This is a genomic window from Ensifer sp. 22521, assembly GCF_052044795.1.
GTDB lineage: Bacteria > Pseudomonadota > Alphaproteobacteria > Rhizobiales > Rhizobiaceae > Ensifer.
In genome coordinates, this window is sequence record NZ_JBQENM010000012.1 from 38,025 (window position 1) to 63,438 (window position 25,414).

Annotated in this window: 21 protein-coding genes and 1 pseudogene; 7 read left to right on the top strand and 15 right to left on the bottom strand. The window is 57.4% G+C overall.

All coding sequences use genetic code 11. The features are described from left to right. Positions 1-81: 81 nt before the first annotated feature. The 6 genes from ACTJKE_RS19685 to ACTJKE_RS19710 all read right to left on the bottom strand — a co-directional run bounded on the left by ACTJKE_RS19685 (position 82) and on the right by ACTJKE_RS19710 (position 6,974). Complete coding sequence (locus ACTJKE_RS19685; RefSeq protein ID WP_440692166.1) at positions 82-1,932, bottom strand: DUF3732 domain-containing protein; 1,851 nt, start codon at positions 1,930-1,932, stop codon at positions 82-84. Next, complete coding sequence (locus ACTJKE_RS19690) at positions 1,929-2,375, bottom strand: three component ABC system middle component (RefSeq protein WP_440692168.1); 447 nt, start codon at positions 2,373-2,375, stop codon at positions 1,929-1,931. The genes ACTJKE_RS19685 and ACTJKE_RS19690 overlap by 4 nt, the downstream gene beginning before the upstream one ends. Continuing rightward, positions 2,372-3,583, bottom strand: coding sequence for a hypothetical protein (locus ACTJKE_RS19695; protein WP_440692170.1), 1,212 nt, complete (start codon positions 3,581-3,583; stop codon positions 2,372-2,374). The genes ACTJKE_RS19690 and ACTJKE_RS19695 overlap by 4 nt, the downstream gene beginning before the upstream one ends. A gap of 255 nt (positions 3,584-3,838) precedes the next feature. Continuing rightward, positions 3,839-5,227, bottom strand: coding sequence for a dGTP triphosphohydrolase (dgt, locus tag ACTJKE_RS19700; protein ID WP_440692172.1), 1,389 nt, complete (start codon positions 5,225-5,227; stop codon positions 3,839-3,841). Next, positions 5,224-5,376, bottom strand: coding sequence for a hypothetical protein (locus tag ACTJKE_RS19705; RefSeq protein ID WP_440692174.1), 153 nt, complete (start codon positions 5,374-5,376; stop codon positions 5,224-5,226). Before ACTJKE_RS19705 ends, dgt begins: the two co-directional genes overlap by 4 nt. A gap of 179 nt (positions 5,377-5,555) precedes the next feature. Beyond that, on the bottom strand, positions 5,556-6,974 hold the full coding sequence (locus ACTJKE_RS19710) for a hypothetical protein (RefSeq protein ID WP_440692176.1): 1,419 nt from the start codon (positions 6,972-6,974) through the stop codon (positions 5,556-5,558). Positions 6,975-7,568: 594 nt separating this feature from the next. On the opposite strand from ACTJKE_RS19710, the gene ACTJKE_RS19715 reads away from it, so the two are divergent. Genes ACTJKE_RS19715 through ACTJKE_RS19725 form a run of 3 tightly spaced genes read left to right on the top strand, consistent with a single transcriptional unit; the run spans position 7,569 to position 10,004 of the window. Next, positions 7,569-8,750, top strand: a complete 1,182-nt coding sequence (locus tag ACTJKE_RS19715; protein WP_440692178.1) for a PfkB family carbohydrate kinase — start codon at positions 7,569-7,571, stop codon at positions 8,748-8,750. After that, positions 8,750-9,346: a 7-cyano-7-deazaguanine synthase gene (locus ACTJKE_RS19720; protein WP_440692180.1), complete on the top strand. Its 597-nt coding sequence runs from the start codon at positions 8,750-8,752 to the stop codon at positions 9,344-9,346. Before ACTJKE_RS19715 ends, ACTJKE_RS19720 begins: the two co-directional genes overlap by 1 nt. Next, on the top strand, positions 9,333-10,004 hold the full coding sequence (locus ACTJKE_RS19725; protein ID WP_440692182.1) for a nitroreductase family protein: 672 nt from the start codon (positions 9,333-9,335) through the stop codon (positions 10,002-10,004). Before ACTJKE_RS19720 ends, ACTJKE_RS19725 begins: the two co-directional genes overlap by 14 nt. Here the strand turns inward: ACTJKE_RS19725 and ACTJKE_RS19730 are convergent. From ACTJKE_RS19730 to ACTJKE_RS19740, 3 genes are all read right to left on the bottom strand, one after another. Next, positions 10,001-10,771 carry an 8-oxoguanine DNA glycosylase gene (locus tag ACTJKE_RS19730; RefSeq protein ID WP_440692184.1) on the bottom strand — a complete coding sequence of 257 codons (771 nt, stop codon included), beginning with the start codon at positions 10,769-10,771 and terminating at the stop codon, positions 10,001-10,003. The genes ACTJKE_RS19725 and ACTJKE_RS19730 overlap by 4 nt on opposite strands. A gap of 366 nt (positions 10,772-11,137) precedes the next feature. After that, entirely contained in the window at positions 11,138-11,503 is a 366-nt protein-coding gene (locus ACTJKE_RS19735) for a hypothetical protein (protein ID WP_440692186.1), read from the bottom strand. A gap of 25 nt (positions 11,504-11,528) precedes the next feature. Next, complete coding sequence (locus ACTJKE_RS19740; protein WP_440692188.1) at positions 11,529-12,197, bottom strand: hypothetical protein; 669 nt, start codon at positions 12,195-12,197, stop codon at positions 11,529-11,531. A gap of 356 nt (positions 12,198-12,553) precedes the next feature. Between ACTJKE_RS19740 and recQ the strand changes: the two genes are divergently transcribed. Next, positions 12,554-14,413 (top strand): DNA helicase RecQ, encoded by a 1,860-nt coding sequence (gene recQ, locus ACTJKE_RS19745; RefSeq protein WP_440692190.1) that lies wholly within the window; start codon positions 12,554-12,556, stop codon positions 14,411-14,413. A gap of 204 nt (positions 14,414-14,617) precedes the next feature. Here the strand turns inward: recQ and ACTJKE_RS19750 are convergent, their stop codons facing one another. Next, positions 14,618-15,535 (bottom strand): DUF2971 domain-containing protein, encoded by a 918-nt coding sequence (locus tag ACTJKE_RS19750; RefSeq protein ID WP_440692192.1) that lies wholly within the window; start codon positions 15,533-15,535, stop codon positions 14,618-14,620. A gap of 663 nt (positions 15,536-16,198) precedes the next feature. Then, positions 16,199-16,684 (bottom strand): annotated as a pseudogene (locus ACTJKE_RS19755) (DEAD/DEAH box helicase); the annotation flags it as partial. Between the two features lie 201 nt (positions 16,685-16,885). Here ACTJKE_RS19755 and ACTJKE_RS19760 point away from each other — a divergent pair. Continuing rightward, positions 16,886-17,725, top strand: coding sequence for a glycosyl transferase (locus ACTJKE_RS19760; protein WP_113511292.1), 840 nt, complete (start codon positions 16,886-16,888; stop codon positions 17,723-17,725). 55 nt (positions 17,726-17,780) lie between these two features. Here the strand turns inward: ACTJKE_RS19760 and dnaG are convergent, their stop codons facing one another. Both dnaG and ACTJKE_RS19770 read right to left on the bottom strand, forming a co-directional pair. Further along, positions 17,781-19,805, bottom strand: coding sequence for a DNA primase (gene dnaG, locus ACTJKE_RS19765; protein ID WP_057253182.1), 2,025 nt, complete (start codon positions 19,803-19,805; stop codon positions 17,781-17,783). Between the two features lie 570 nt (positions 19,806-20,375). Then, entirely contained in the window at positions 20,376-20,825 is a 450-nt protein-coding gene (locus tag ACTJKE_RS19770) for a GatB/YqeY domain-containing protein (protein WP_057254340.1), read from the bottom strand. 325 nt (positions 20,826-21,150) lie between these two features. Here ACTJKE_RS19770 and carA point away from each other — a divergent pair, with 325 nt between their 5' ends. Further along, positions 21,151-22,356, top strand: a complete 1,206-nt coding sequence (carA, locus tag ACTJKE_RS19775) for a glutamine-hydrolyzing carbamoyl-phosphate synthase small subunit (protein ID WP_113511293.1) — start codon at positions 21,151-21,153, stop codon at positions 22,354-22,356. A gap of 117 nt (positions 22,357-22,473) precedes the next feature. On the opposite strand, the gene ACTJKE_RS19780 is transcribed toward carA, so the two are convergent. Continuing rightward, positions 22,474-23,364: a LysR substrate-binding domain-containing protein gene (locus ACTJKE_RS19780; protein WP_058326561.1), complete on the bottom strand. Its 891-nt coding sequence runs from the start codon at positions 23,362-23,364 to the stop codon at positions 22,474-22,476. A gap of 225 nt (positions 23,365-23,589) precedes the next feature. Between ACTJKE_RS19780 and ACTJKE_RS19785 the strand changes: the two genes are divergently transcribed. Then, positions 23,590-23,895 carry a helix-turn-helix domain-containing protein gene (locus tag ACTJKE_RS19785; RefSeq protein ID WP_057253179.1) on the top strand — a complete coding sequence of 102 codons (306 nt, stop codon included), beginning with the start codon at positions 23,590-23,592 and terminating at the stop codon, positions 23,893-23,895. Positions 23,896-24,021: 126 nt separating this feature from the next. Here ACTJKE_RS19785 and ACTJKE_RS19790 read toward each other — a convergent pair whose 3' ends face one another. Further along, positions 24,022-25,224, bottom strand: a complete 1,203-nt coding sequence (locus ACTJKE_RS19790; RefSeq protein ID WP_057253175.1) for a pyridoxal phosphate-dependent aminotransferase — start codon at positions 25,222-25,224, stop codon at positions 24,022-24,024. Between the last annotated feature and the right edge of the window lie 190 nt (positions 25,225-25,414).

Here is a 25,414-nt window from a genome sequence, read left to right on the forward strand (position 1 = left end):
TGCTGTCCATTGAGAGGCAGACGTACCCCTCCAGGTTACTTCGAGTGGTGAAAATTGGCACTGTGCTGAAGCCCGACACCCCTACTCCTTCTTGGAAGTGGGGATCAGGGCGTTTCCATCTCGAAAAATTTCAACCAGGTGAACGTTCTTAAGCCCCTCCCAATATCGGGGGTTTATGTGCTCGAAGACGATCATCTGAAACTCTCTACCCATTTCATTTGCCGTAGTGATGAACTGGTCCAAAAGCTCCAGCGCCAACTTGACCTTTGCGACATCGCTCTCGTCGACGTCCTTTTCGTCCTGCTCGTCATCCTCACCCCAGTAAGGCCGGGAGAACTGATCGATAATAAGGAACGGGGCCACGTGAATGCCGTCGTTCCGCATAATCAGTTCATGCAGGCCAAGGAAGAGAAATAGGTGAAGGAACATGTGATTGGAACTGCTGCCGACGTTCTCAGTCGATGCGGTTCTGGGCTTGCGCAGATGCAGCTTCTTTTCCGTGTAGTTAAAGGCGGAGCGATAGTCGCCATAGTTCCCGAGCGCTGCCTTCGTCAGAGAGATGTAGTCCTGGATTGCTTCATCTAGGACCTTGGTAAACTGCTCTTGCCGGTCGTTGGCAGGCAATACGGCGAGGTCTTCGATCTGCGCTTCTAGATTTGCGATCAACTCGCTGTTGTCTGGAGCCTTTTCCCACGCTGGATCGGCGTACAGCTCAAGCTTCGCCTTCGTTTCGCCAATGAAGATGTACTTATCCTTATCGGTCTCGAAGCTTTCCATCTCGGTAGGGAGGGCTTGAAGGTCTTTTTGGAGCTTCTGGCGCTGAGATTCGAGCGCCTTGATCATTTCAGAGATGTTACTGTCCAGTGGTGTCTTTTTGGCGGTAGCGTCCTTGATCTGCTGTAGCCCCTCGGAAAGATTCTTGACGATGTCGTCGAATACAGACGTCCGAACCGTCTCTTCGTAGTTCCTCATCAGATACTCAACGGGCTGGAGGCTATCCGCTGTCTCCTTGAGGGTCGCCTTATGGTTTCCATACTCCGCTGCGAACTTGCGAAGCCCCCTGATCTTTCGAGAAACTCGGTACATCTGCGAAGAAATTTCTTCATACTGCGCCGATACGTGGAGGTCGGAGCCACTTTCCCGCTCGGTCACCATTCGCTTCAACACGTCGACTGAGGCATCAGCGTCCGTATCGTCAGCAACGAGTCCGTAGCCCTTAGCCCGCGCGACGGTTTCAGCCAGTTGGGCATGAAATTGATCGCGCTTTTCCAGGGTTTTCGCCGATAATTTTTGCAGGCGGGCAAGGTTTCGCTCCAATTCCGCTCGCTTCTCTCGCTTTAGAATGTTTTCGACCGTGTCGATCCCCACAGCTATGTCGAATATGCGTGGTAACGCCTCCTGGTAGCGAGACTCGTTCTGCTTGTCGAAGAACTGATCGCTATGAGTGATTATGTCTTGAGAGATCGTGTTGAAGAGCAGGAAATACCGCAGCGACACCCGAGAGCCGGTTTGCAGCATTCTCCCACCAAAAGGAATTTTGACGTCTTGGTCGATGCCGAAATCAGCGCTCAATTGCTTCTTCAAGATACTTTCGCTGATATTCGGGCTGGGCGTGGTTTCCGGCACCTGTCCTACCGAGGAGAAATAGTAATCGGACGACGGGCTCGTCCCCACCGGCGCGCTTCTTGCCAGCGTGTAGACTTTGTCGTTCACGTGAATGCGGAGCCCGTACCAGAGGACATTCTCGTTGATAATGCTCTCGGAAATTCGATGCTTGCTCGCGAACATGCAGTAATCGACGATGTCCAAGATGGCTGTCTTACCGGTGTGGCTTTCACCGGTGATCACATTCACCTTGTTCGGCAGGAAGATTACAGACCTTCTCTGCCCGCTACGGAGCCACAGGTTCAGGCTTTCAATGTAGAATTTCACAGCTCGATCCTCGCATTGAGGTAGAAAACGTCAGCATTTCCCGAAACTAGGGCAGCTATGTTCGCTGACGCCCGCTTCACACGTTCGGCGCGTTTGCCCATTGAGGCGTCGAAAGGTAAATCAGATGCAATCATCGCGCCGTCATCTTTCAATTGGACGACGCCAATCTCATGCAAAAATTGGAGAGCATTAACGGTCGGAGTAAGCGACGCCAAGTATCGCTCATTGAAGTTGTAGAAGAATTCGATGTTATCAATTAGGTACTGCTCGAAGCTGACAAAGCGGAACCTGCCATGGGCAAGCTTTTTTACCATCTCGCGATGCGCAACAACTGGCAAAATCAACGCAATCTTGGGAAGCGTTAGAAATCCTGCCTCTTTCAGAACAGATGAGATCGCGAACGCATTGATCCCCAGGTTGTTGTAATATGAGCTGAACTTCACTTGTAGCGATCTTTCCAGTTACTCAACCAGCCAATCACCGGTCGATCAGAGAGATCGTAGAACCCGCCGTTGCTCATGGGTATCGGCATCGCCTGCGATGCAAGCGTCAGCTTTCTCTGTCGCAAATCGCCGACAATAGCGCGGGCAGATGCTACCTCGTCAGTTGCCTGTGGGCCGGAATAGGCTTCGAGGAACTTGCCTTCCCACATGGCGGAAGCCTCCTCCTCCAACTCGTCAATATCGGATTGGGTGATGTCTCCATCTTGGATCAGCCGTTCCAGGTTATCGCGAAAATGCAGACGCCTGGTGGTGAACTTCGTATGGAACTCAATGTTATTGTCCGAGATATCATCGATGTCCACCAATTGCTTGATGAACGTCTGGCCAAGAAGGTTGTCCGGCAAAACAGGCGGAAATTTCCTGAAAAGCAGCCCACCGCTCCGGGCTTTATCGAAATGCCGTCGGTATTTCCGAGTGAACTCTTCAAAGCTGATCGTGATCTTCTTCCCTGCCTTGACGGTCGTGTAGGAGTTTTGCCGTATCTCGGAGTCGATGGCATGAAACACATCATCGATCCGTGATGCGTCTATCTGCTTCTCGGCGATTGATGTTTTGCATTCGTCGATGATCTGGTCTCGACCTAATGCGAACCGCAACTGCGAGAAGAATCTCTGTGACACAGTGGGATCAAGTTTGAGCACATCGTCGATGTAGCCATGTATCGTCGCATCTTTGCTCTGAGCTTTGAGCGATGTAACATCTGCGACCAGCTCAGCGTGGGTTTTGGTGCCAGCTTTGAAAGCGTCGATTGACACCAACATGGTGTTCTTGTCGTTGTCAGACTTGTTCGAGGCGAGCAAGAACCCGGTCTTCTCAATGAAGGCAAGCTGGGAGGGGACGGTTACTCGCCCCTCTGCAGGGTCAGCGATCACCTTGCACCAGTTCGAAAACGACTTCCACAGATCACTGTCCATGGTCGTAAGATTGATGGGAAGGTCTTGTGCGTTCCTCTGAACCGTATGTTTCAGCTGGATTAGCAAATAGCTGCCGTCAGGACGTTCAATGTGGACATCATCCAGAACCTCCAAGCCTACAACTTGGCCGCTCTTCAAATTTAGCAACTCATTGAGAAAGTAATAATACTGGTAGTCGAAACCAATTGATTGATCTTCTGCGCTAGTCGTCTCGACACGCGACCTTCCACTCATGGCCTACCTACAAAATTCGCAAAAACATGCCCCAAGTTGTTGAATAAACATCTAGCAGCTGCAAATCGCTACTTCAACGTGCTCACAACAGGAAGTGGAGCTTACACACGTATCAGCGCAACAAATCTACTTGCCATCTTCGCCTTCCTGGCAAGGAACAGCTGACTCGTCGGGCTGAAGTGTTGACGGGTAACCGTCGGGATGTAGGACCGGGCGAGCTTGGGGCGTTGAAGCCCCAAGCTTCAAGGAATTCGATTACACCGACTTGAACATGCTCTCCGCTCCATCAGAGCGCAGACGAGCCCAAAACTCCACCGCGTAACGGTCGGTCATACCAGCCACGAAATCGCAGATTGTCCGCGCTTTTGTCCCTTTGTCCTTCGCATCAAGGAACCGCTCGCGCACGTCATCCGGCATCAAAAGATAGCCCTTTTCGGCGTTCAACGCTTTGAAAATATCGGTGACCAATTCGGTGCCACGATATTCACCGAGCTTCACCCGCGACGAGTAAATGATCGCCTTAAAGGTGTACTGCTTGAGAATTTCGACAGTTTTCCGAATGTCTGGTTTCAACCAAACCTTCGAAAGCGCTGGATTTTCTTCATCCAGCTTGAACTCCACACCATTGATGAACTTGTGAACCAGCTCGGACGATTTTTCGGTCCGCACGTAGCCATCGTTGCAATACGCGTTTGACGCTTGAGTTGCCTGCATAAAATACTGGACGGCCTCAATTTTCTCTGCGTCATCAGCGGGGGTCACATCGGCAAAGACCTCAAAAAAGGCGTCAAGAATGTCGGCTCTCGTGACCGGCTGCTTCAACTGTTCGGAAACTGCCTCGACGACGGTATCGAGCAACTTGTCGCCAGACGCCAGAATCGAGGCTGGCGTGAGAAAAACCGCCTTCAGGCTGTCTTCCAGGTCATAAACCGAGTAGGCAATATCGTCCGCAATATCCATGATCTGGCATTCGATGGTTTTGAATTCCACGCCAGACGGAAGTGTCTTTCCTCTCAGGACCTGCTTTTTGATATCTGTAACAAGCGTCTGCTCAGACCCGTAGTAGCCCTTCTTTACCTTGGCACCCACTTCCCGCTTGCCAGGAATTACCGCATCATATTTCAGAATTGATGCAAGTGTCCTGTAGCATAGGTTTAGTCCCGCCCTTTCGTCGCCATCGACGTCGTCGGCGTATTTCACTTTTTTGTCCAAGCGGCTGAGAATGCGGAGTGTCTGAGCATTTCCTTCAAACCCACCGAATTCCAACATCTGCTCGTCGAGAGCCCGCTCGCCGTTGTGTCCGAATGGTGGATGTCCGATATCATGAACGAGCCCAGCGACAGCACAAAGGCGGCCATCGATCTCGTTCCCACGTAGCTCATCTCTGTAAATTACGTTCAACCGGTCAGCGATACCTTCCGCAATTTGAGCGACCTCTAAGGAATGGGTCAAACGATTGCGGAAAAAATCAGACTCGTGCCCCGGAAAGACTTGCGTCTTTCCCTGCTGCCGTCGGAAGCTGGCGCTGTGAATAATGCGACCGTAGTCTCGTTTTATGTGCGTGCGCCACTCTTTGTGCTGCGCATCCTTCTTCTTCGCTGGGCGCTCGAAGTCCGTTTCATCATAAAGCTTAACGGTTGTCACTTCTGGTCGTTTTCCTTGGCCTGCTGTTCTTGCGCGCGCTTCGCTGCCTCTCTTTCGAGTCGCGCGCGGCGAAGCACCATGGCTTCCTTATAGGTGTCCATTTTCTTGTCGGCAATTTCCCGAACGTCGATCACTGCTGCATAAGCCATTGCTGCCTCCTGTGCGTGCCAAACAAATCAGTGCTGTTTTACCATTATAAACGAATTCGTTTACGTTTCGTTCACGGTTGTCAGCTTTTTTTTCGTTGGCCAGTCCGTAGAATCTATAAAGATGATTGAGCGGGAAATTGCCTATTGCAACCCTTCCGCCTGCTGTTTCTCGAACGTTGTTAAGATTTTTCGTGATCGCCAGTTCCCTTGAGACGTGTTGGGACGCCCGCTTTTCTGACAACGTCGGCAATATGACTCGTGCGCCCCACACTGCCATTGAGATAGATGCCAGTATCCTGATCCAAGCTTGCAACAAGCTGTCGTAGAGCTTCCAGCCCCTCGGCAACGTCGAAGTCTATCCAACTTTTTGCTTCGCCAGGGACCAACGCTGCGCCAAGCGATTGGCTCGCTCCGATATGGAGCTGGACAACCCAAACTTTGGAGCCATCAAAAACCCATTCGAAGCGCACACTACCAAGGCGTTGGCGAAGTTCGGCATGCGTTGCGCCCACGGCATCACGGACGTTACTCGGAAGGGCCTGAGGCATAACGCTCCCTTGCATGAAGCCCTCCCCGGTACCTTTAGCGCCTTCAATGATCAGTTCGCCGTCAGATGCTTCGATAGTCGCGCCTGAGTAGTTAGCTCGGACGCCCTGTTGAGCCAGGACTGATGCTATGGCGACACCCTCTGGGTCTTCAATTTGCATCAGGCGGAACGGGTCCTGCCAACCACGGGACGTCGTGTACTTTCCGGGCACTTGGACAAAGGGGGCTGTTCTGATCCACTGTTCCGCCGAACCTGTATCGCGGCCGAATGTGAAGGGGGCGATGCGGCGGGAAATGACCGTAGTGCGAGGAACAGGCAATCCAGCCAAATGGCCTATCAGGAGCCCATAAGCCTTATCGCCGATCAGGCGGCTGAAGTCGTTCGGCCACCGCACGTCGGCAGACCGGTCAAAATGATCGATATAGCCATATTCCCAAAAGACGGTGTTAGTCTGACGCCATCCCCGCGCACGAGGATGCAAACTGAACTCGATCCGGGTGCTCTCACTGGCTTCAAGACCTGGATCGAACCCATAGACAATCTTGAAAAGCTGAGTAGCCCAAGCTGTGGGCAGGCTCGCGAAGCCCGGCTGCTCCACGCCTCGTGGCGTAGCATCGGGCCGAAATTCGACAAGGCCGCCCATGGCAACGCCCGACACGCCGCCGTCAGAAACGTCAATCGTCTCATTCGCGATGGTGTAGGCCCCTTCCCCCGCAATCCGACGAATTGCGGCGGCTGCTTCATCTACCGTCCTTAGCGCGTAGAGAAATTCCCGGCTCTGGGACTCTGTCTCGCTGAAGCTCCGGACGTTGATAGTTCCATCGGCGCTTCTCTCAAAAAGAGCTTCCAGAGCTGCGGACAGTGATGTGAATTTGGAATTTTCAGGCAAATTCGCTAGCCGAGCGTACTGCTGTGTAGGCTCGCCATAGGAGGGAGCGAAGCTGACAAACTGGGCTACATTAAAATGCTCGGCAAGGCGATCCAGCTTATAGTCTTTACGGAAGTCAGGCACTTGGTTGGGCTCAGTAATCCTGCTTTGGTACTCACTCACATGACCGTCCTTTGCTCAGCACTCAGCGCCTTCAGGGCAGCATTCGGCCTCATCTTACACCCATAAGCGAGTTGGAAATACGAAGACAGGCCCTGTAGGCGACTTCCCCAAAAATATCACTCGTTGAAAGTGCCACTCTTGAGCGATTCTACCCGTTGACTTGCCCCTAAGTGGAAGTAGCATCGTCTCAACAACCTGGAGGGAAGTAATGTCAGGACCTGGCGGTGGCGGCGACTCTAATGATGACAAAAAGAATTGGAGACCTGTCTCCTCAGTCCCACCGTCGGATGGAACTGCTGGCGGAATCGGTTCGGGTGGCGGTTTAGGTCCCAATCCCTGCATGTTTACGGAGCTGGCGGTCCTTGCGTCACCAAACGCGGAAGCCATTAGCAATTTAAGCGTCGGGACGGTCCTCGCCGTGGTACTCCAAGAGAGTCCGTTGCGGGTGGTGGCCATACATCAGGGAGTCATAACTGGCTCCATAACCTCTGCACGCCTTGCTGACATTATAGAATGCATCCGGCACGGGCAGGTTTATGAAGCCAGGGTGACGCAGATCGCCGGTGGCCAAGTTCGGGTAGAGATTTATCCTGCATGAGTGAAATCCACGTCGTCGGCGGTATTTATCGAGAAAAAGTGGCCTTTCCGTACTGGGACCAATTATTGGGTTCAGCAGGTCGCGCAGCGACATCACTGGCGGGCCACGTTGATACCATCCGGCTGCATAGCGCCGTAACAGCTCACGAAAAGATCACAGCGACCGCTACGTTTGCAGCCATGGGAATCGACTTGCATCTGCAGGAACGGACGCAAGCTATCGAGTTTGACTACATCCACACATTGGCAGTCCCAACGATCTCACCCGGACCATCCCCATCTCCAATCGATATTCCTCGTATAGCTGCCGAAATCATTATCAAGTTCGGCATGATGGAGAGTGACCCGACAGTCACCGGCAAATACGTCATCTTCGATCCGCAAGCCCCTCAGAATCCCCAGGCGTTCACCTCTTCCGGATCGTCCGCTGATCACCTAGCCGTAGTCGCGAACCGAGGAGAAATCCTCCGAATGGCGAACGCGAGCACGGTTGACGATGCCGTGAGTATCATCGTCGCGCGCGAGAAAGCGGAGGTGGTTGTCGTAAAGGATGGGATAGATGGCGCAACGGTTTACACCGCAGGCCAGTCCCATCGCATCCCCGCTTTCAAAACCAGAAATGTGTTCAGCCTTGGATCGGGCGACGTCTTCGTGGCCGCCTTTGCCCTCGCTTGGGCCGTTAGAAAGAACTCTCCTACTGAGGCGGCTCTTTTCGCGAGTCGATCCGTTGCAAATTACGTCGAGACCCAGACCCTTCCGATTTTGCCCCCGGAAGAACTTAGAGAGCGCGATGTTGCGAGAAAGGCTGGCGGGAAAATTTATCTCGCGGGACCATTTCGAGAAACAGGACAGCGGTTGTTTGTCAACGACGCCCGCTCTCATTTGAAGTCCTTGGGGATGGACGTTTTCAGTCCCATTCACGACATCGGGCCTGGGGTCGCGGAGGTCGTCGTGAAGCAAGACTTGAGCGCTGTGGACCAGTGCGACGCTGTCTTCGCAATTTTGAATGGCAGCAGTCCGGGGACAGTCTTCGAAGTGGGCTACGCTCGCGCACTTGGAAAACCAGTGTTCTGCGTGACGCAAAACATGCGGGACGTCGATGTCAAACTTCCAAAGGGCTCGGGAGCTTATCTGCATGACGACTACGTTAGCGCATTGTTCCAGATTGCGTGGCGCTGATGAGACGGGCTCTCCTTCTTTCCGGCGGTATGGATTCCACCTGCCTCGCATACTGGCGAAAACCTGATCTCGCGATCACAATTGATTATGGACACAAGGCCGCAGAGGGAGAAATCAGGGCAGCATCGGCCGTGTGCAATGTGTTGAGCATCGAACAACGCGTCATCCGAGCCGATCTTTCAGCGTTGGGGAGTGGTGACCTTGCGGGAACACCAGCTGACCCGAATGCACCCGCCAGCGAATGGTGGCCATACCGGAACCAGATGCTGGTCACGTTAGCTGCCATGGAATGCATAAAGCACAAGATCGATGTCCTGGAAATCGGAGCACTTCGGACCGACGGGTTCCATGTCGATGGACGCCGAGAGTTCGTCGAGGCTCTCAGTGCGCTCCTGTCGATGCAGGAAGGCGGCTTGAAGCTGGCCGCCCCTGCCGCTGATTACAGCGCGGACGAATTGGTTCGCGTCTCAGGTATTCCCATGGAAATCCTAGCATGGTCCCACTCATGTCACGTCAGCGATTATTCCTGCGGACATTGCAGAGGCTGCCGGAAGCATTACGAAACGATGGAGGCTGTCGGGATTGAGCCATACTGATCCTGAGCCCACAGGCGACAAACCTCTCTCCAAACGTTTGGAATGGCTTGAGCCACGCGCCATCGATTTGGTCTTCAGGTCAGCTCCGCCCGAAAAGCTCTTTGCGAATGTTGTCCGAGCCCGAAGATCGCATCGGTTCATAGCGACAGCGAGCCTTGAAGAGGTCGCTCGGGTCGTGCGGGAGACGCTGAAGGCGGACTTTGTAGGCCATGGAGAGAAGCAGGGTAGAAAACTGAAAGCGGTATTGTCGGCCGGAGCCCTGCATCCAGTGAAGGCGGTGATCCTACGCCGCAACCAAGCGCCCATAGTCTATGATGATAGCGTGGACCAGTTTCTGTCAGTACATGTTCGAGATGCCGTTGCTTTCGAAGCGTTCCTGCGAACTTGCGAGACCGTCCTTCCAGACGCAAACGGCCATTGGGTGGCTCTCATCGCCGATAGCCGGAACGTGCGTCGTCTCTATTCAAACCACGAGTCCCTTGTATGGCGCGATGCCGGAGCGGTGATCCAGTTGATGGCCCTATCGGCGGAAGCGCAAGAAATGGCTTTTTGCCCCCTGGGCGTACTAGGTGGCGAGATTGTTGCCGCTCTCTTGCCCGGCACCCCGGAAATCATCCCTGTCGGAGTGGTCGCGCTTGGCAGGAAAGCGGGAGATTAGAAAGCCAACTGGAGTTGGTGAGCCTGGGGCGTCCCATTCCGTGCTGTTGGACCAATGCGGCGCATGAAGTCCCACATGATGGCATCCAGAACACTCGCCCGAACCTTGATCGCCTCAGCAAATCGAAGGAACAGGGCTTCGAGTGAGAAATATTCCTTGGCCGGGTCAGACTTGGCCTCAAACACGTTCATCATGACGCAAGCGCGATGCAAGTGGACATCAATGATCGCCACATCATCGGAATTGAGATGATTTCGAACGATCCAGGAGGCAGTCTTCGGGCCTATACCTGGAAGTTCGAGCAGTCGATCACGTAAAACCCGAGGCGGATCGATAGCCTGGATGTACTTCGCCATGTCAAGCGAACGTGCCAGATAAGAGGCTTTCTGAGCAGCGAAACGATAACGCCGTTGATTGCCGCGCATGGCAAAGGGCTGCGAGAGTTGGGCGTGAATTTCCCGCTCACTCGTGTCCCCAAGAAGCATCCCTTCCCGCTTCAGCCGTTCGAAAGCCGCCATTCCAATCTCAGCCGGAATGCCATAACCACCAAGCAGGCATACGGCGATCTCTTCCAACAGGTTTGAGCCCAGCCTGTGGTGGCTGTACCGGTCACGGCGCACCTGAGCTTCCGCCTGATACTTCCAGAACGATGGAGTGAAAAGCTCGTCGGGACGCCCCCAACTGACACCTGGCATGACTTCGTCAATCTCCGCAGGAACGCAGATTTCTTCAATGTCCCCGTTAATGTTGACCCACAATCGCTGCATGCTTCTCTCTCGGCGCGCAGTCGTAAATCACCGGGGCTTCGGCGCGTCCAGTGGAATCGCTAAGCGACAACGACTTTTCCAAAAATATCACGGACAAACTTGCGCCAGTCTGCAGCAAGCGACAAGCGGCAGAGGCTAAGGACCGCTAAGCCGCCACCGTTCACTACCAGTTTCGTCCGGGCAAAAGTATGGCTTCATGAGCTTGGCGTGTTGGTTCGGCAGGTTGTCCGAAAGGGCGAGGCCATGGTGAAGAGCAGGTAGACCTGCCTAATGTGCACGATAGCTTCGCTTCGAAGTTGTCTCACAACCTCGAAGCGGGCTCGTCGTTTGACACGAAGTCAATTCCTCCCGGAAATAGAACAACGGCTAGTTCAGTGTTTCATCCCATGGTCCGAAATCGCGGGTGACGAGAATATATGTCACAGCGCCGCCATCCGGCCGAGAATACGGATACTCGATACTCGTTTGAAATCCAACACGAGCGCCAGCCGATACTATCCCAGCATTGACACCACCCATCCAGGCCTGGAGTTCATCAAAAGAATGAAAATCGATTTGGCGGCGACGAATGAGGTTGTAGGTGCCGTTCAGAACAGCGTGCCCCATCGCCAGCGCCTCTTCCAGAGGCTCAAAATATGGCTCCCGGAAGACCATCTCCGCTCCGCCTGCCTCGGCCCCTTCGGCAAAGCCGATCTCATGCCAATCTTCGTCCGATTTCACAGTATCCGTCACTTAAAGCTCCAGAGTCGCCATACGTTCACGATTGCGCGCGTTCGGCGGCCCTTCCATCCTTCGAGTTGGTCGCGATGAGGTGTTTAAGATGATCGGCCGAAGATTTGAAGAAGGCTTCAATCTTTGCGATCCCTGGCAAGCACACGATGACTATCCGGTGCGCCAACTCGGATTTCCGTTGATCTCGCTCGCTGATTTTCAAACTGTCCCAATTGGCGAGGAAGGCGCAGTCAATCTCGATAGCGGGAGGGTCAAAGGAAACGTCCAGATCAGAGAAACAACAGTGCGCGAAAACATAGTCATTTGGATGCTTCAGAAACCCGGCCCAACGGCGAATTACCCGATCAGCCTCGGTTTCCGCATATTGGACGGATTGGGATCGTCTGATAGCTGTGCAAATGTACTCCCTGAGCACGTCAAGACGCAGTAGGAGCACCTCGGCCATTTCCTCGCAAGCAAGATTCGACCGAGGCAGGCTAAGGATGCGTTCGATTGAAGTGATGACACTGGCAATATTGCAGGCTTCCGCAACATGATAAAACTCGTGCTCGGCGTCGCCAAAACTTAGGTTCAGCAATCCATGCGAGTGTGGGGTCTCGTGCAATAAGCAGGACAACGGGTCGCCAGTGTCGTCGGTCAATGTTTCACTCAAGCTGGCTTTCAGTCTTTGAAAATCGGCTCTGTCGTAGGCCATCGATATTTCCGTATGAGGGTGGAAGGAAGTCGGCCCCTGCCAAGCGGCAGGGTTTAGGATTTATCGGCACCGAGAGACGCGGCGGCTCGAAACACGCTTCACGGGCTTTCATGTCCGCGCGGCCTGCTTTAGCCCCTTCGGCAAAGCCGACCTCGTACCAGTCCACAGTTGATCTTGCGGTATCTGCCACGGGAGCCTCGTACCCTCAATTTTTCTGCATGGCACTAATCCGAAGCAAGGCCAGCCTCGAATCGTGATACACCGCGCGAACGCATAGCAGCCTTTCCTGACTGTACTCTAAACAGGCCGCTCGGCTATCTGCGAAGCCCTCCCATTCGAGAACACACCGCCAATCAATGCACGCATCCAGTCAACAATCTCCCGTCAACGCGCTTTTCGACCGACAACTGATCGAGAACCCCCTCGACGCTCTTCGACGCATCTGGGGCTATCCGGACTTTCGCGGGAAGCAGGCGGATGTCATCCGCCATATTTTGGCTGGTAATGACGCGCTCGTGCTCTTCCCGACCGGCAAGGGCAAGTCACTCTGTTTTCAATTGCCAGGCGTGTGCCTTCCTGGTGTGACCGTGGTCGTCTCACCACTCGTTGCGCTGATGAGAGACCAGGTTGAAGAACTGAAAGCGCTGGGTGTTGAAGCTGAGTGCCTGTGGTCTCAGCAATCGGAAGAAGAGTCGCGTGCAGTCAGGTCGACGCTTCGCGCCGGAAAGCTGAAACTGATCTACGTGACGCCCGAGCGTGTCGTCCTCCCAGGTTTCGCCGATCTATTCGGTAATGTTCCGATTTCCTTGATCGCAATCGATGAATGCCACTGCGTCAGTAGCTGGGGGCACAATTTTCGCAAAGACTATCTCGGGCTCGGAAAGCTGAAAGAACTGTACCCTGGGGTGCCCAGGATCGCTCTCACCGCGACAGCTGATCCACACACCCGAGACGACATCATCCGTCAACTCCAACTCGACGACGCAGCGATCTTCGTCGACAGCTTCGACCGTCCAAACATCACATACCACATCGCTGAACGGGACAACGCTCGGACACAGCTTCTACGGTTCCTTCAGCGTCACGACGGCTCAAGCGGCATCGTGTACTGTCTATCTCGACGAAAGGTCGAAGAGACGGCGGAGTGGCTCAATAAGCAGGGCATCAAGGCGCGAGCCTACCACGCGGGAATGGACCCGAGTGTGAAGGCAGATAACCAAGATGCGTTCCGAATGGAGGAAGACCTTTGCCTGGTCGCCACAGTCGCATTTGGAATGGGCATCAATAAGCCAAACGTCAGATATGTGGCTCACCTCGACCTGCCCTCCTCTGTCGAAGGATACTATCAGGAAACTGGTCGGGCGGGTCGCGACGGCCTGCCGTCTGAAGCCTTCATGATCTACGGTATGCAGGACATCGTCCAACGGCAGCGAATGATCGATGAGGGCGACGCCACGAATGAGATCAAGCGAATAGAGCGGGCGAAGCTAAGTGCTCTCCTTGGCATCTGCGAAACCGCCGGGTGCCGCCGGAAAGCCATTCTTGCTCACTTTGGAGAAGCAGCCCATGCCCGCTGCGGGAACTGCGACACGTGCAACAATCCGGTCGAGACCTGGGACGGTAGCGAAGCATCCATTAAGGCGCTAGCAGCAGTCTATCGCACCGGTGAGCGCTTTGGGGCTGCGCACGTGATCGACGTGCTGCTCGGAAAGACAACCGACCGGACGCAGAAGTTCGGGCACGACCAACTCGCCGTTTTCGGTGTCGGCAAGGAATTGACCGTTCATGCGTGGCAATCTGTATTCCGGCAACTTCTTGCTCTTGGCTTTATAAGGGTCGCCCATGATGAATACGGAGCGCTGAAACTGGAGCCATCGGCCCACGCGGTTTTCAAGAAGGAAGTTTCGGTAACGTTGCGCCGCGATACAGTTGATGCTGTGCGTAAGCGCGAGCGCGGTAAGCCCGTCGCTTCAGCAGCCCGGTCTGGGATGTCGGTCGAAGACGAGAAACTGTTTCAGGCGCTTCGAGCCATGCGATTGTCGATCTCCAAGGAAATGGGTGTCGCGCCCTATGTGGTGTTCCCCGACACGACACTTATCGCGTTCGCGACCATCCGACCGACGACCGAACAGCAGATGCTATCAATCTCTGGCGTCGGTGCGACAAAGTTTGCCCGATACGGAGAGCAGTTCATGGCGATTATCGCGGACGATTAGGGTCACGCCCTATAAGCCGGGTAATAGCTGCTGGTGAAAGTGCAGCCAAAGCCAGGGCCGAAGGGAAATGTAAGGGGAGAGCCCCAACCGCGAGAGGTAAGACGGAAGAGGTCCTGAGGCTGAAAGCAGAAGGCAAGACGGCCAACGACATTGCTGAGGCCCTCGGAATCAGGCGTGCAAGTGTTTTCAGGATTCTGAAAGAGTCTATATGGGCTGGATGGAGAGGCCAAAGCTGGACGCCTCCCGCCGCACCTCCATCAGCGCAATGTTCGGATAGGCCGACACTAGGGCGGTAACCTCCTCACGCACTTCCTTTGTGGTCTTAAGGCCGAATATCAGACTATCTAGTTCCTCTGGACCGAACGGACAATCCTCATAGGGCATGCCGGGGGACCTGCCAGACCCCGTATTTAGCCGCCACTCATTTTCATACGACCAAGCCGACGACTTAGTGTAGACACTGCGGTCCAATATCCCCGCATCGTGCATCGAACCTACGCCCGCAAAGATATCCGCCAATTGCTCTTCGCTTAGCAGCGGCGGCACCTCATCCACGTACTGGACAAGCTTTGCCATTCCATACGGAGTATCCATTTCCGGTATGGACCTAAATCGGAGAACGATGCCCGTGTGTCCGCCCGCATAATGCGACCACATGAGGATATTGTCCGGGCGAGAAGTCAGGCAAAGGATTTTCGTATCCGCAACAATCGCCGCAGCTTCAGCATGGACTGAAGGCAACATTGCGAGCATCTTCGCGTACCCCTCATCGTACGCCGGTCCGATCTTCGTAAGCAACTCCTCTTTGCTAATGGGCAGCTGAGCCGCAGCCAGCATAGAGAAAAGGGCACCCAGCGGGTTGTTCGGGTGGGGAGTAGCCCTGCCCTCAAAAACATCCCAAAGCCTTTCCAGAGCCATTGCCTTCATCCGCACGGGGTCCGCTTGGATTTCCATGTTAAATTGAATGTCGAACGGGTCATTCAGCAACGGGGGGCAGGACCATCTCAGCGTCCGGTTCTTCAGGACGATCTTGGCAGTATCGGCGGACATGTACTTGAAGAAGTGGAGCCGATCATTTGCCCAGCCCTTTGGACAATGAGAGATCGTCGCATCATATTCCATTCTTCAGACCGTCCTTCGAATCAGCACACGGGATCAGACTATTACCCCAAGCCCGACTATTGCGGCGACATCTTCCGCCTAGGACGGCATGTATCAAGAGTGGGTACCACCCAAAAACACATAAGGGACCCGAAGGTCCCTCATGGCGGTCGGCGTATAGCCTAACCCCGTGGCATTGCCATGTTCCACATTTATCGCACTCTCATGTCGCTCGCAACGTTCTACTGTCCGCGAACGAATGACGTCGCGGCTGTCGAATAGACAGCGTGCCGCTGATCTGAACGTTTTGTCTTCCTGCAAGCTCCTGCATAGAAACCACCTCATTGCCGGGGACGCTCCTGGTCTTTTCACCTTGTCACTGGACATCGATGCCACGGGTGACCAAGCCCAGCTTCGCCGGGTCCAACGCGTCTCGCAAGCTCGACGATAACGACGGGCCAAAGGCCCGACTTCTTTTGTATACGTGCCGAACGGACAGCCAGACTCTGCGGTCGCCGTCCGAACGGCTCGTATACAAAAACAAGACGGTATCCGCCTAGTCGGCGGATGCTCTAGAGATGAAAACCCTTCCAACAAATTCGGCCCCGTCCAGCCGATAAGGTTGCAGAATTAATGCGCCGCTGATACCTTCGGTTTTAGGCCCGAAACCGTGAATACGGGAAAACAATGCGCCTCGTCGATGGCGAAGAGCGCGATGCGGGCATCGCCGAGGAGATCGGCGAAGCCATCGGTGACGATCCGCTCCGGCGTCACATAGAGAAGGTCGAGCGTGCCGTCATAGATCTGTCGCCGCACGGCGATCGCTTCCTCGCGGGTCAGCGACGAGTTGAGGGCCGCGGCATTGACGCCGAGCTGCTTCAACGCCTCCACCTGGTCGCGCATCAGCGCAATCAAAGGCGAGACGACCACGCCGAGCCCAGGACGGCAGAGCGCCGGGATCTGGAAGCAGAGCGATTTTCCGGCGCCGGTCGGAAAAAGAACGACGGCATCGCCGCCACCGGTCACGTGCTCGACCACTTCCTGTTGTCTGCCGCGAAAGGCGGAATAGCCATAGACGCGCTTCAGCACATCGAGCGGCGCCGGGCCGGCGTCGTCGAAGAGATGGCTGGCAGCGCTTGCGCCGCGCTTCGCCCTTTCGACAAACTCCATCACGTCTCCTTCACGGGAATCACTGCCTGCAATCATCGCAAGATGTGACCGCAATGCCATAGCCGTCAGGGCAAATGAAGAGAACGCCGTGATAATCCCGCACCATCAGCAGGCTTTTCAAGGTCGGGGATTGAGCTTTTGCCAGCTTGACCTTGCCAACGCAGCAGTACTTTAGTGGCTCCCAAAAATCAGGAAGTCATCATGGCGAACATTTTAGCGGCGAGCGGCGGCGTCAAGCAGATCATCTGCATCAACTGGGGTACGAAGTACGGCGCTCCGTTCATCAACCGGCTTTATGCCATGGTGGCGCGCAACATCACCCCGCCCTTCACCTTCACCTGCTTCACCGACAACTTCGAAGGACTGCGTCCGGAAATTCTCTGCGAGGACCTGCCGCCGCTCAACATCGCGGACATGCCCACGAACACGCCGGGCATCTGGCAGAAGTCGCGGCTCTGGGGACCGAAGCTCGGCAATCTCCAGGGCCCGGTTCTCTTTCTCGACCTCGACATCGTCATCGTCGGATCGCTCGATTCCTTCTTCGAGGTCGGCGAACCCGACGACGTGATCCTCGCCAGAAATCAGACAACGCCCTTCGAGCGCCTCGGCCAGACCTCGCTGTTCCGCTTCCCGCTGGGCAAACTCGTGCCCCTGCAGCAGAAGTTTGGCGCCAATCCTCAGGCGATTGCCGACGAGTATCGCTTCGAGCAGCGTTTCGTCACGCGCAATGCGCCCGGTGGCGTGAAGCTCTTCCCAAGGCGCTGGGTCCTGCATTACCGGCAGGACTGCCATTGGACCTTCCCGCTCAACTATTTCTTCACACCGCGCCTGCCGGCCGATGCGCGTGTGGTGCTTTTCCCGCGCAGCCTGCTGCCGCAACATGCGATCGACGGACAATATGGCTATCGCGGACGCGTCGACACGCCGCTTGGACATATTCGCCGCCTGTTCAACGGCGACCGCCGCGAGAAGAACCCGTTCCGCTACCTGCGCCACTATATCCGCCCTGCTCCATGGGTGGCCGAACATTGGCGCGAATAGTCGGCGTTCTGTTAAGATCGGGCAGGATTTCAGCGTGGCAGCGTGAGTTTTTAAATTAACGCGCTGCCGGCCCCTTCACGCGACCGGAAAGCACCCCGAAACCCTCGATGATCGCCTCCTGGTTCTCAAGACGAGTCACTTCGAGCTGCACTTCCTGAAGCGTGCGCAGCAGTTGCGGCACCGCTTCGAGGTCGCCTTCCTCCGTCGCATGCGCAAGCTCACGCTCGAGTTCACGCCGCTGCCAGTGCAGCGCCTTGGACCGCTGGTGCAAAGCCAGAGCCTGCAGATAACCTTCGCGCGCATCCTCGGGGGCTGCAGCCGTCGTCGCGGTCCAGAGCCGCGCATAGCGGATCTGCTGGTCGATCGCGGCGAGCAGTGCGCCGAAGCCTTCCCCATCCAGTTGCTCGATCAGGCCTTCGCGCGTCAGGCGCGGCCCCTGCGCGGCAGCAGCATTCAGCACCGCCGCCCAGCAGCGCTGCAGGTCGCGATGGTCGAACTCGATCGTCGAGATTTCGTCATACTCGTCGAACAGCAGCTGCGGGTGGTTGACGATGGTGAACGCCAGCACGCTTTCGCGTAACTCTGGCGGCCTCGTTGAGCGGTCAGCTTTCAACAACTGATTAAGCTTCGAACTGGCAGCAGTCCCCGCCTCGACAATAGCGCCCTTCAACGCGTCCGCGGGCTGCATCGACCGTTTGCCCCCTACGCGGCCGCCGCCACGCTCGAATGGGCGACGCTCGCCCCCCCGCCCCGATCCCGACGATTGCAGGAAGGCGTTCAGCCGGTCGCGCATGTCCTGGCCGTAGTGGCGGCGCACGCTTTCGTCGGCGATGACGGAAGTGACCTGCTTCAGCCGCGCTTCGAGCTCGGCGCGTTTCTCAGGCGTGTCGAACGATCCACCCTGGATCTCGCGCTGCCAGACCATGTCGGCAAGGGATCGCGCATTGGCGAGCACCTTGTCGAAGGGCGCGCGACCCTCGTGGCGCACCAGATCGTCCGGATCCTTGCCGTCAGGCAGCATCGCGAAACGCACCGAGCGGCCAGGCTTCAGGTGCGGCAACGCCAGGTCGACGCCACGATTGGCGGCACGGATGCCGGCGCCATCGCCGTCGAAGCAGAGCACCGGCTGCGACGTCATCTTCCAGAGAAGGTCGAGCTGGTTTTCGGTCAATGCCGTGCCGAGCGGCGCAACCGCGTTCTCGACGCCCGCCTGGTGCAGCGCGATCACGTCCATGTAGCCTTCGACGGCGATGATCGTTCCGGCGGCATCGTCCGGCCCGGCGTCACCCAGGCGGGCGGCCCCTTGCGAGGCCCGGCGGGCGCGGGCGAAATTGTAGAGCACGTTGCCCTTGTGGAAGAGCTCGGTCTCGTTGGAGTTCAGATATTTCGCCGGCGCATCCGGAGACATCGCGCGACCGCCGAAGGCGATGACCTTTTCGCGTGACGACAGGATCGGGAACATGATGCGGTCGCGGAAACGGTCGTAGGAAACCGGCACATCGGGCCCGTGCACGACGAGACCGCAGGCTTCGATCTGCTCCTTGCCGATACCCTTGCCAGCGAGAAATTCCTTGAGCGCGTTGCGGCTGTCGGGCGCAAAGCCTAGGCGGAAGGTCTCGATCGTGCGGCCTGTCAGGCCGCGTTCGCGCAGATAGGCGCGGGCCTTGGCGCCGCCCGCGGTCTGGAGCTGATCCTCAAAAAACGCGGTCGCCAGCTCCATGACGTCGAGAAGGCTGGTGCGCTCTTTCTCGCGCCGCTCGGCCTGCGGGTCGGGCTGCGGCATGGCAACGCCCGCCATGTCGGCGATCTGCTGCACGGCCTCCGGGAAGCTCAAGCCTTCGAGATCGGTCAGGAAGCGAAAATGGTCGCCGGAGACGCCGCAGCCGAAACAATGGTACCGGCCCTTGCGATCCTCGCAGTGGAAGCTCGGCGACTTCTCCCCATGGAAGGGGCAGCAGGCCCAATAGTCGCCGCGCGAGACATTGGTCTTGCGCCGATCCCAGGTGACGCGTTTGGCGATCACGTCCGAAATCGGCACGCGATCGCGTATCTCGTCGAGAAAGGATGGTGAAAAGCGCATGAAAACCTCTGGTCGATCTTCCATATAGGCGGCAAGGCCGCTGGACGCCACAACAGTGATCCGGCTTGCCCGCTATTCACAGGACGGAAACGGGATTCACGCCCGCTTCCACAACCAAAAGACGCAATTGAGATCTTCCAAGGACCAAAAGTAGAGCTTGACTCGCCGAAGGTGAATGGCATCAATTCGGCGTCCCGAACTGGAACACCCATCATGGCCATCGCCGTCGAAGCGCTCGCGTCCAGTCCCGTCTTCTTCAGCACCGTGCTGGATTACGCCCGCGGCATGGTCTCCATGTATGGGGACAACCCGCGCCTCGCTTCGATCTTTGCCTCGCAGCAACGCTGGCTGATGGCCCAATCCGGCCCTGCCCTCCATCACGACCGCGATCCCCAAGATCTGTCGAGCGGCCTCTATAGCGGTCGTTTCATCAACTATGTCGTCGCCAACGATATCGCCAGCCGCAACACCGCGGATCGATCGCGCGTTCGAAAACGAAATCCTTGCGAACGCCGAGGAGGCGACGCCCGTCACCTATGGCCGGGCGTGCGCAGTTACTTGAACGAGCTCTTACTTGAGCAGTTCCTTCACGAGACCGGACGCCTTGGCGAAGTCCATCTGGCCCGGATAGCGCTCCTTGAGCACGTTCATGCACTTGCCCATGTCGCGCAAGCCTTGCGCGCCGGTTTCCTGGATCACCGAGGCGCAGAGTTCACGCACCGTCTCTTCCGGAAGCTGGGCCGGAAGGAACTGGTTGATGATCACGATTTCCTGGCGCTCCTGCTCGGCAAGCTCCGGCCGGCCGCCCTCGTCATAGATGCGGGCCGACTCTTCGCGCTGCTTGATCATCTTGGCGAGGATCTGCAGGATGTCGTCGTCGCTGACCGGGTCCTTGCCCAGGCCGCGATTGGCGATGTCCCGGTCCTTGATCGCCGCCTGGATCAGCCGCACGGTCGAGGTACGCCGTGTGTCCTTGGCTTTCAGGGCTTCCTTCAGTGCGTCAGCGAACTGGTCGCGCATGTCCATACTCCATGTCGAAACCGGCCCGCGGTGCTCTGCCCGGAACCGGCTCGAAACCATCATTGTTGTCGTCGTCTTAAACCAGTGTGACAGGCGCAATCAAACGGAATACGCAACCGCTTGAATTAAAAGGAATTTTATTTCCTGACAATTCGCAGCGGCCGGTTGACCCGGATCAGCGCTTTGGCTATTTTCCCGCACCTGCACGACATCGGCATGAGAGCACTTTCCGCGGGGATTCCGCGCGTCCATGCCTGAGCACATGAAATGGCGATCGACCGCCGGGCTTTCAAGCCCCGCTTCACGCCGCAACGGGATAGGAACGATGACCGCGACACCCGCATGGACCACTGAAAAACCAACCGCACTGCTCGTTCTGGCCGACGGCACCGTGATCGAAGGCAAGGGCATCGGCGCGACCGGCAAGGTGCAGGCGGAAGTCTGCTTCAACACGGCGCTGACGGGCTATCAGGAAATCCTGACGGACCCCTCCTATCTCGGCCAGATCGTCACCTTCACCTTCCCGCACATCGGCAATATCGGCGCCAATGACGAAGACATCGAAGACCTGACGCCGGCAGCACGCCACGGCGCGGTCGGCGTCATCTTCAAGGCCGACATCACCGAGCCGTCGAACTACCGCGCCGTCAAGCACCTCGACGCCTGGCTGAAGGCCCGCGGCATCATCGGCCTCTGCGGCATCGACACCCGCGCGCTCACCGCCTGGATCCGTGAGAACGGCATGCCGAACGCCGTCATCGCCCATGACCCCCAGGGCGTCTTCGACATCGACACGCTGAAGGCCGAAGCCAAGGCCTGGAGCGGGCTTGAAGGCCTCGACCTCGCCAAGGTCGCGACCTCGGGCCAGTCCTCGCGCTGGGACGAGAAGCCCTGGGTCTGGGACGAGGGCTATTCGACGCTCGGCGAAACCGATGCCGCCTACCATATCGTCGCGCTCGACTATGGCGTGAAGCGCAACATTCTGCGCCTCTTCGCCGGCCTCAACGCCCGCGTCACCATCATGCCGGCTTCGACCAGCGCCGACGAAGTTCTGGCGCAGAAGCCGGATGGCATCTTCCTGTCCAACGGCCCGGGCGACCCGGCGGCAACCGGCGAATATGCCGTGCCGGTCATCCAGAACCTGCTGAAGAGCGATATCCCGGTCTTCGGCATCTGCCTCGGCCACCAGATGCTGGCGCTTGCCCTCGGCGGCAAGACCGAGAAGATGCACCAGGGCCACCACGGCGCCAACCACCCGGTCAAGGATCACACGACAGGCAAGGTCGAGATCGTCTCGATGAACCACGGCTTCGCGGTCGATTCGAAGTCGCTGCCGGAAGGCGTTGAAGAGACTCACATTTCGCTCTTCGACGGCACGAACTGCGGCCTGCGCGTCGCCGGCAAGCCGGTCTTCTCGGTCCAGCACCACCCGGAAGCCTCGCCCGGCCCGCAGGACAGCCACTACCTCTTCCGCCGCTTCATGAACCTGGTGCGCGAGAAGAAGGGCGAGCCGGCATTGGCCGAGCGCTAAGCGCAACAAACATTCGGACAAAAGGCCCGCCTCGCGCGGGCCTTTTCTTTGGCGACAGGGCATCGGCCGCTAGCGCCGACTTGCCCGCCTGGGAGTACAGCTCGTCGTTTTTGTCTGTCAGCCGATGGCGAGACGCTCGGCGATGAAGTCGACAACCGCCCGGACCGACGGGAGCTGGCCGCGGCGATGCGGCATCAAAAGCGTCGTCGTGACCAACCCCGCCTGCCAGTCGGGCAGCACCCGCACGAGGCTGCCATTGTCGATCTCGGCATGGCAGAGCTTGCGCGGCAGCGCGGTGATGCCGAGCCCGGAAAGCGCCGCCTCGAGGAGAACGCGGGACTCGTCCGCGACAAAGCGCGGCTCGGGGCGCACAGAGACCGGAACGTCGTCCTCCCGGCGAAGCGTCCAGCCATCGCTTGCGAGCGACGTGAGCAGGCCATCGTGGTCCTTGAGTTCATCCGGCTCGGCAGGCGTGCCGCGCCGCGCGAGGTAGCCGGGTGCTGCCACCAGCCAGATCACTTCGGAGGCGACCCGCCGCTGGACGAGACCGGAATCGGGCAAGGGCGCGAAATGATCGCGCACGGCGATATCGAAGCCTTCCTGGATCAGATCGACGAAGCGGTCGGTCGCATGCAGCACCACCCGCATCTTCGGATAGGCTAGCGCCAGTTGAGGCAGCAGCCCCGAAAGCGTCATCTGCGCCGTCGGCACCGAAGCGGTGATGCGCACGGTTCCGCTCGGCTCTGCGAGCCTGCCCATGACCACCGCCTCCGCGGCTTCCGCCTCGATCAGCATCGCGGCCGCATGGCGATAGAAGTCCTCGCCGATCTCGGTCACCATGAAGCGGCGGGACGTCCGATTGATGAGCCGGACGCCAAGCGTCTTCTCAAGCTCCGCCACGCGCTTGCTGAGCGTCGATTTCGGCACGTTGAGCACGCGCGCGGCCGGCGCAAACCCCCTATGGTCGACCACATGGGCGAAGATGATGAAGTCGTTGAGATTGCGCATCGCGGCTCCCGATGTCCACGCCTATGGATGACATGTCCGTATTTGGCCAATTTTCAAAAGACCGTCCACAAATTCATCTCCCCGCATTGAAACCGAACATCCAGGGAGAGGCCGAGCCCCCTTCGCAATCCTGACCCGCTGCCGGCACGGATGAGGTCACGGACGTGACTTGCGGTTGACCCTTCGCCGGGCTTCGCGCATCCTCCCCTGCAACTGGAGGTGACGATGATTACAGGTCCACAGTGCCGCGCCGCCCGGGCGCTGATCGAAATCTCGCGCGAGATGCTGGCAAGCTTTTCAGGTGTCGACGAAGACACGATCCTCAGGTTCGAACGCAAGCTCGAGACGCCCAGCGACGAGACAATCCTATCGCTGAGGCATGCACTCGAACATGCCGGCGCAGTGTTTCTGCCGGAAGGTGAACGCGGCATCGGCGTGCAGCTGAAGTTCACGCGCTCCGAGGCTCGCCGCCTCTCGATCCTGGAAAGCGAGGGTGGCGTCGTCGGCGACGACGAGGTTCCCGGCGCGTGAATTTCTGACAAGATTTCAACGCCTTGGCCGATCCGCGTGAATAAGATTGGCCACCGCTTGAATCGATCTGCGAACAAAAAAGCCCGCCGTTGCCGGCGGGCTTTTTTGTGATGCGATTGCCAGCGCTTACTTGCAGGCGGCGCAGAAACGCTGGATGCGGCGGCAAGCCTCTTCGAGCTGAGCTTCCGAGGTTGCGTAAGAAATGCGGAAGTTCGGGCCGAGACCGAAGGCCGAACCGTGCACGACGGCAACGCCTTCGGATTCGAGCAGCTCGGAGACGAAATCCTCGTCCGTCTCGATGACCTTGCCCGACGGCGCGGTCTTGCCGATCAGGCCGGCGCAGGACGGGTAGACGTAGAAGGCGCCTTCCGGCGTCGGGCACGCAATGCCCTTGGCCTGGTTCAGCATCGAGACGACCAGATCGCGGCGGCCTTCGAAGATCTTCTTGTTCTCGGGGATGAAGTCCTGCGTGCCGTTCAGCGCCTCGACGGCCGCCCACTGCGCGATCGAGGTGGCGCCCGAGGTCTGCTGACCCTGGATCATGTCCATGGCCTTGATGAGCTGAAGCGGACCGGCAGCGTAGCCGATGCGCCAGCCGGTCATGGCATAGGCCTTGGAGACGCCGTTCATCGTCAGCGTGCGGTCATAAAGGCCGGGCTCGACTTCGACCGGGGTCGCGAACTTGAAGTCGCCATAGGTCAGGTGCTCGTACATGTCGTCGGTCAGCACCCAGACATGCGGATGCTTCATCAGCACGTCCGTCAGCGCCTTCAGTTCGGCATGGCTGTAGGCAGCGCCCGACGGGTTGGACGGCGAGTTGAAGACGAACCACTTGGTCTTCGGCGTAATCGCCTTGTCCAGGTCCTCCGCCGTGAGTTTGAAGTTGTTTTCCTGGGTGGCCGAGACGAACACCGGCGTGCCGCCGCACAGCGCCACCATTTCCGGATAGGAGACCCAGTAGGGCGCCGGGATGACGACTTCATCGCCCGCGTTCAGGGTCGCCATGAACGCGTTGAAAAGAATCTGCTTTCCGCCGGTGCCGACAATCGTCTGGGCGGCGGTGTAATCAAGGTTGTTCTCGCGCTTGAACTTCTTGGCGATCGCTTCGCGCAGTTCCGGAATGCCGGAGACCGGCGTGTACTTCGTCTCGCCGCGGTTGATGGCGTCGATCGCCGCCTTCTTGATATTGTCGGGCGTATCGAAGTCCGGCTCCCCGGCGCCGAGGCCGATCACATCACGACCTTTCGCTTTCAGCTCACGGGCTTTCTGCGAAACGGCGATAGTGGCGGAAGGCTTTACACGGGAGAGGGCATCGGCAAGGAAGGCCATGGGTGAAGGTCCTGATCGTTTCGAGACGAGGTGATCGCTACGGAACGTAAAAAGCCAGGCTCCATAGCGGTTAGGTCTATGTCGAAAGACGCCCGGTCTTGCAAGCGCCGGAACGGCAAAAACGCCGGAAACGCGGGCAAAAAGCGTCACCATGACAAAGTTTCATGAGTGCGATCAGCGTTGTCGATCG